Origin of the sequence: Thalassotalea litorea, from assembly GCF_043642205.1 — a bacterium.
Taxonomy (GTDB): Bacteria; Pseudomonadota; Gammaproteobacteria; order Enterobacterales; family Alteromonadaceae; genus Thalassotalea_A; species Thalassotalea_A litorea.
On the sequence record NZ_JBHZSG010000074.1, the window covers coordinates 1 to 7,329 of the forward strand.

The window sequence follows — 7,329 nt, forward strand, 5'->3', positions numbered from 1 at the left end:
ATCAACGAAATCTATGTTGTAACTGAACCTCTGCCCTAACTCTGAGTTGTGCACAAACTTAATGGGATTGGTATTACATAGCAAACCCTTATCATGGGGGTATGTTTCGTGCTGCCCCTATCTCTCAGGCAATTGTATTTTTGACAGAAAAGAGCGCAAGTAGAGAGAGCATGTAGAGAAGGAAAAATGCGAGTAAGAGTTTATCGGGTGTTTACTCCGTCTTACTCGCACCTTGATTAATCGATGCGGACGTATTGTCCTTTAAAGTTTTGAGTTTTAAATTCGATAACGGCTTGCGCATTCGAGGTTTTTTGTACCAAAATGCGTGCCATGCCGTTGGCCAATTCAATACTACTGGAGCCGTTTGGCGTCCCCTGATTTTCGATAAGCTTTGCATTGCTATCGAGTGAAGAAAAGTAACCTCTGTCTTCATAATCGGTAACGAGTCGTCCATCACTATCAATAATCGATGCGGTTACCAGATATAAATTTTCAGAAACTCGCTCAGAGCTTAACGCAACCTTTTTAGGTTTATCGTGCGTGCCTACTTGGTACTCGAGCGCTAGGCTATCTTCGATGACCATGTTACCGTCATTAAACCCTTTTACGTAAAGTTGGTTTTTACCTTCAGAGAAAGGCACTTTCCAGACTAGCCCATGGGCAGGATATTGACCGTGGATGCGGTCTTTTTTGCCGAGCGTTTCACCATTGAGATACAATTCCGCCTGTTCGGTATTACAGTAAACTTTAACGTTTCGACCCGCTTTGGGCCCATACCGTACCGTCCAGGTTTTCGACTCGATGTAACACATAGGTGTTTTTTGCCAATAACTGGCGAACACGTAATAGCTGTCTTTGGGGTTACCGGCTCGATCAACCAGACCCTTTTGATTTACGTAGGGGATTGGATTTTCCGGTCGAAGCGGTGTTCCAAAATCTTTAAAAGCCCACTGGGCATTGCCGATAAATCCCGGGAATCGTTCTGAAACGCTCAGGTGCCAGTCAAACAAATTGACCATGTAGTTTTCGTTCCAGTTTGAATCCTTGGCAACACTTTTGACAATCGCTTGATTCATCGCTTCTGAAACTGAGACTTGTGCATCACGAATGCCTAATTCGTCAATCGGTGATTCTTCATGGCGGCCAACATGACTGGAACCTCCGTATTCCATATGGATAAGGGCCGGATATTTTTCCATTGAAGATTGCAGTGCTTCCTCGTATTGACCGTAAGCTCCGCCGTACCATCCCGCCCAAATTGAGGGCGAAAAAATATCAACAATATCTGCCCCGGGGTAATATTTTCGTAATGTCGTAAACCTTGATGGATCAATATCTTTGATTAAATCGTTAAGCTTTTGCACGTAAGGGGTGACAACGTCTTCAGCGCCACCTCCGGGAAAATCTTCTTCCCAGTACATTTCATTACCAATCGACCAGAATGCAATGCTCGGGTGGTTGCGATTCTGCTGTATTTGTCGCGTTAACAGTGACTCTGTATTGGCTTCCCAGGTTTCTCCACCTTTGCCTCCGCGGCACCAAGGTAATTCATCCCAAACAATTAAACCGAGTTCATTGGCAGCTTTGTAGACTTCTGGATCTTGCGGGTAGTGGCCAAGGCGGACAAAATTTGCGCCAATGTTTTTTATTTGCTCTAAGTCTTTTCGGTGTTGGATATTGGACAAAGCTGCACCGAATCCTGCATGCTCTTCATGTCGATGCGTACCTCGTAACAAGACTCTTTCACCATTTAAGAAAAACCCTTTACCTTCTTTGTGTTCAAACCAACGAAACCCAGTTGTCACTTCTTTACTCGCAAGCACCCTGTCGTTATCCGATAATGTGACTTTTACACGATACAAGTCAGGTGAATCAACTGACCAGAGGGCAGGGTTGGTAATTTTGTTCAAAGCGAGGGTGAGGCTTTGAGCGCCTTGATTGATAGCGATGTTGGTGTGCGTTTTACTAATCATTTTATCTGTCGGGTCAAAGATTTCGGCGACCAACGTCGATTGTGGGTAGCTTTTCGTCGAATCGAAATTCAGCTCTGCGACTGCCTCGACCAGTTCATGGGAGACCTTTGGGGTTGTGACTGTCAGGTTTTCTAGATATACGTCGTCACTTTCAATCAGCCAGACATCACGCGTCAAACCGCCAAAGATAAAAAAATCGGACTTTTGCGATGGAATAATATCTGGGTTGTATGCGTTGCTGACACGCACCATGATGTTGGCAATTTTGTCGCGGTTAACATAATCGGTAATTTCAAAGGTAAAGCCGATGTAGCCACCGATATTTGTCCCGGCCAGTTTCCCATTCACATAAACGTCAGCTTGCGTATTTGCGCCTTCAAAATATAAGAATTGGCGCTTGGCGTTGGAAAGTTCTAATCGTTTTTTGTACCAGCTCGCATCTCGTCGGTAGCCGGGCTGTGCATCGACCGTATCGGTGCGATTCCAGGTGTGCGGCAATTGAATGGGTTGCCAATTTTTACTGTTTAACGCTTGCGATACGTTCGCATGGTTTTCTTGCAGGTACTGCCAGTCTTGATTGATATTAATGGTTTTGTCATCGCTGGCAAAAGTATTCATCGACGCCAAGATTAAACCAATGATCCATATTGTGCGGATTAAGATCTTTGGTGTCATAAATTATCCCTCATTACAGTGTGCAGGCAAACTTACCTGAACCTACATCTTGTTTTGTCAGGTTGAGCTCATAAGAAAACAGTAGTTTACACATGGTTATCTCCTGAGCTGCAGTTGTATTGATCAAATGGTTTGGTATGAGTGGCAATTGCTTGTTGCTGGATTGCTTGTTGCCGGATTGAGTTTCACCAGAACGGTGACCATAGATCCTTAACGCTGGCACGATCATATGCCGCGTATCAATCTCTGATTCAGACTTACCTTGCCACAAGGCACGGTTGTCAGCATTTTCTAATAAGTAGTCAAATGCTTTAAGAATACGCGCATCGCGTTTGTCAGGATAACGCCATAAATCCACATCGGCTAGCGAGGCCATTTCAGCGAGTTGGGTAAAAGCGAGTAGATTAAAGGCGCTATAGTGAAATGGACGGGTGCGGCTGAGTTCGTGTGGCTGTAAACCCTGTTCGTTAATTTGTGCGATGATGCGCTTTTTACTGTTCTCAAATACTGCTCTGGCTTGCTCTAACTCATTTAAATACAAATGACTGCCAGCAACCAAAGCATCATAATAGGTGCCATGATTATTCAGTTTCGAATTCTGTTCACGGCCTATTTCACTGGTTTTTAGCCAATTCAAAAACTGCGTTAGCCAACCGTTAAACGCCTGGTTAAAGTCGTCATCGGTGGCATTTTTCGTCAGTGTCAGACTGTCTAAGATGACCAGTAAATGCCTAAATTCAATGATGCCATAGGGCCTGCCACTGGCAACGCCCGGTACCCCCTGAGCAAAATTTAAGTGCGCTGACATGGCCGTATCTGAATTCAAAAACCAGAACTCAACCAATTGCTGTAATTTTTCGGCATAGCGTTTTTCGTCTGTATAATAGTAGGCTAACCCCAGCTTGAAACAGGCTTGTGATAGGGTGAAAAACATCTCATTGTCAGCGTCTTTCCCCCGAAATTGATGGTTGCGTTCACCATCGCGTTTGATCCAGGGTAAACCATCTGCAGTACGGGGATTAGGCCACCAATACGGGCCAACGCTGTAATAATCGTTCGGCTTACCACCGGGTAGCAGAGGTGGGCTTTGCGTGACACTCAGCGGTTGCATCGCTAGCGCCTGCTCTGCATCACTAATCAGAGCTTGCCATTGTGGTGATTGTTGGTGACGGGTCGATAAGGCCTTTTTGATGATGTCCAGCTGCGGTTGTTCTGCTAGCAGTAACTTTGATTGTTGTGCCGCACAAGCCGATGAAACCCATAGTGATAACAGGGCAATATTCAGACTTACCAGATGTCTCCAAAACGTCATTAGCGCGCCATCCAGCCGCCATCAACAAGTAAAATGTGGCCATTCACATAATCAGAAGCTTTACTGGATAAAAACAAGGCTGCACCATTTAAATCCGAAGGTTGACCCCATTCACCGGCAGGGATCCTGGCGGTAATGCTGTCATTGCGTTCTTTGTTATTTCTGAGTTGTTCGGTGTTATCTGTCGCAAAATAACCCGGAGCAATGGCATTAATCTGAATACCTTTATTGGCCCACTCATTGGCCAATGCTTTAGTTAACTGAGCAACGGCACCTTTACTGGCTGCGTACGAAGGCACGGTAATGCCGCCGGAAAAGCTAAGTAAAGAAGCGATATTAATAATTTTGCCATTACCTTGCTCAAGCATGATCTTTCCCACCGCTCGACAAAATCGAAATACGCCGGTGGCATTGGTATTCATGACATCTAACCAGTCTTGATCGGAATGATCTTCGGCCGGTGCTCGCCTGATAATACCTGCATTGTTCACTAATATATCAATGCGACCAAATGTCTGAAATACGGTATTAACCGTATCGGCTATTTGCTCTGCATCGGATTGATCGCAAGGGAGAAATAAATGCTGAGGATTTTGAGCAGACAGTTTTTCTTTGGTATTTGCCAGACTTTTTTCAGAACTGGCTACAGCGACGACAATCGCGCCAGCTTGTGACAGCGCCAAGGCCATTGCCTGACCTAAACCACGACTTGCACCGGTGACAATTGCGACTTTGCCCTCGACAGAAAATAAAGAATTAATGTACGGATTCATTTTACTACCCACTCTTTTTTGATAAATTGGTTAATATTGGTAATGTGGTAAAGCCAATTTTGTTAGTGTATATTGGCTCGATTCGAAAGTCTAGATTATTGCTAGGAGGGAAAATGGTGAATTTAAAATTTCAGGTTATGTCTTGTTTTGTTATATTTTTCAGTCAGTTTAGCGTTGCTAATGAGGCTGGGAATTGGCAGGAGTTTCAGTTTGTAGCAAAGAACAAATTGGACATACCAGTTACGAATGCGGAAATTTGCCTACCAAAACAAGAATTACCATTTCCTGCTGAATCGGTTTTTGTTGTGAGTGGTAGTCAAGGTATGGATCACCAGTCTACGGATTGTAATGGCGACTTTGAAACCGGTGATATCCAACTATTGTTAGACTTTGAGGCAAATGAAAGCAAAAGCATTATTATTTACTTTAACCCTGAGACGGCATCAGCACATGAGCCATCAATTAGGACGCAGGCTGAACTTGCTGTAAGGGTTAGTGGTAAAATGAATGACGAGGGACGATTAGTAGGGGGGACTTATCTACCCGTTAATCGATATACGTTGCCACAAGAACATACCCTTGGGGATCATCTTTTCAAATACGAAGGTATTGGTCTCGAATCGAACCTGATGGCTTACCGCTACTACTTCGATCACCGTGGTTCGCTCGATGTATTCGGCAAATCAACGGAAAAGTTGGTGTTACCGGTTATTGGAATCGATGGTAGTAACTATCACGAAATGAATGACTGGGGCATGGACGTGCTTAAGGTTGGAGATTCATTTGGTCTTGGTACACCGGGTGCGATGCAACAGGATTCTATGACTCGAATGAGTCAGTTTGAATCCTTGCAGGTAAAACTTCATAGTGGCGTTAATTCCTCTGCGTTTGAGCTGTCTTTTGATAACTGGCAAATACCAGCCGACACCGTTAATGCGACAGTGCAATATGCTATCAACCATGGGGATTCTAAAGTTAAAGTTACTGCGGTCGGCTCGAAAACCTTAGAGCATTGGCTGACCGGCATCGTCAACCATGGTTTGAGCCCGATTATTTATGATGCTAAAGACTCTACATGGGGTTATTTCGCAACATACGGCAAGCAAAGTCTGGCCGGAGACAATTTAGGGCTTGCGATATTTTTTAAAACCGAGGATCTGGTAAACCAGGTTACCGATGAAAATAGCCATACCCTTATCCTTGGTAAGGATACGAATACCATTAGCTACTACTTTCTTGCCGACTGGCAGGGAGGTATCGGAGGAAGTGATGAGTTACAGCAATTTAAGGTTAAGCTCGCAAAGGAAATAACCAAACTCAATTCTCCAATTCAAGTAATATATCAAGATTAATAGAAGGAATACGATATGAACATCTTACACACTGCGGATAATGTTCGTTACAAAACCATGACCAATGAAGAGCTCAAGCAATCATTTACCATCGAAGGATTGTTTCAGGCGGGCGAACTCAAGATCACCTATACCGATATAGACAGAGGCGTCGTAGGCGGTATTGTGCCAACGGCATCTGCGATTGATTTGCCAGTATATAAAGAACTTGCTGCGGACTATTTTTGTCAACGCCGTGAGTTGGGCATTATCAATATTGGCGATAAGGGTTCTGTTACTGTCGATGGCCAAACATACAATATGGCGAATAAAGACAGCCTATACGTAGGAAAAGGGGCGAAGGAGATTGCCTTCACGAGTGAAAACGCTAGCAACCCGGCGAAATTCTATCTGGTCAGTTACCCAGCGCATGCGGCATATCCAACCAAATTAGTCACCAAAAATGATGCGAATAAACTGGAATTAGGCGCTCAGGAGACCAGTAATGAACGTATTATCTATCAGTCCATCTGTCCCGGTATTGTAGATAGCTGCCAGTTAGTGATGGGTTTTACGGAACTTGCTAAAGGCAGTGTTTGGAACACGAATCCACCACACACCCATGCACGCCGTTCGGAAATTTACATGTATTTTGATATGGCAGAAGAGCAACGAGTTTTCCACCTGATGGGCGAACCTCATGAAGTTAAGTCGCTCGTTTTAGCCCCAGAGCAACCTGTAGTTTCTCCAAGCTGGTCAATCCATAGTGGTGTTGGAACCTCGGCATATACTTTCATCTGGGCGATGGGTGGAGAAAATCAGGAATTTACCGACATGGATCATTTAACACTCGGTGAACTAAGCTAAAAAATTAATTGGTAAGGCCACTTGACAAGGTGGCAGCATTGATTGAATATTGCACAGTGTGGTATGAATATACTGTGCAATTAATAATCATAAAGCACTCAGCACTTGTAAAAAAAGACGTAAGTAAAAAGTTAGAAAGTAATTAAAACAAAAAACATTACACAAACAAAAAATAAGAAACAACAATTCAAACTGATAGACAAACTACATAAAACAATAATGGAGTCTAGCGTCATGGGGAATAACACAAAATTTGTAGGTTCAACGTTTACTAAAACGTCAGTAGCTATCGCAATTGGCATGAGTTTAGGAAGTTTTAACGCCTACGCACAAGAAGACAATTCAACAGCAAGCAATCAAGATATCGAAGTTATCGAAGTGTCCGGTATTCGCTCTGC

At 43.8% G+C, this 7,329-nt stretch carries 5 protein-coding genes; 2 read left to right on the top strand and 3 right to left on the bottom strand.

Going from position 1 to position 7,329, the window contains the following annotated elements; translation table 11 throughout:
• Nucleotides 1–236: 236 nt before the first annotated feature.
• From ACHUFQ_RS16780 to kduD, 3 genes are read right to left on the bottom strand one after another with little or no spacing between them, the layout of a single operon-like run.
• The gene (locus tag ACHUFQ_RS16780) at nucleotides 237–2,648 is read right to left on the bottom strand and encodes a glycoside hydrolase family 2 protein (protein ID WP_394177002.1); all 2,412 of its coding nucleotides are present in this window, start codon (nucleotides 2,646–2,648) and stop codon (nucleotides 237–239) included.
• A 13-nt stretch (nucleotides 2,649–2,661) separates the two neighbouring features.
• A complete protein-coding gene (locus tag ACHUFQ_RS16785) occupies nucleotides 2,662–3,960 on the bottom strand; it encodes an alginate lyase family protein (RefSeq protein ID WP_394177003.1) in 1,299 nt (432 codons plus the stop codon).
• A complete protein-coding gene (kduD, locus tag ACHUFQ_RS16790; RefSeq protein WP_394177004.1) occupies nucleotides 3,960–4,733 on the bottom strand; it encodes a 2-dehydro-3-deoxy-D-gluconate 5-dehydrogenase KduD in 774 nt (257 codons plus the stop codon). Before kduD ends, ACHUFQ_RS16785 begins: the two co-directional genes overlap by 1 nt.
• A gap of 113 nt (nucleotides 4,734–4,846) precedes the next feature.
• Here kduD and ACHUFQ_RS16795 point away from each other — a divergent pair, with 113 nt between their 5' ends.
• Both ACHUFQ_RS16795 and kduI read left to right on the top strand, forming a co-directional pair.
• Nucleotides 4,847–6,085: a DUF4861 family protein gene (locus ACHUFQ_RS16795; RefSeq protein ID WP_394177005.1), complete on the top strand. Its 1,239-nt coding sequence runs from the start codon at nucleotides 4,847–4,849 to the stop codon at nucleotides 6,083–6,085.
• A gap of 15 nt (nucleotides 6,086–6,100) precedes the next feature.
• Nucleotides 6,101–6,931 (top strand): 5-dehydro-4-deoxy-D-glucuronate isomerase, encoded by an 831-nt coding sequence (gene kduI / locus ACHUFQ_RS16800; RefSeq protein ID WP_394177006.1) that lies wholly within the window; start codon nucleotides 6,101–6,103, stop codon nucleotides 6,929–6,931.
• Nucleotides 6,932–7,329 lie beyond the last annotated feature (398 nt).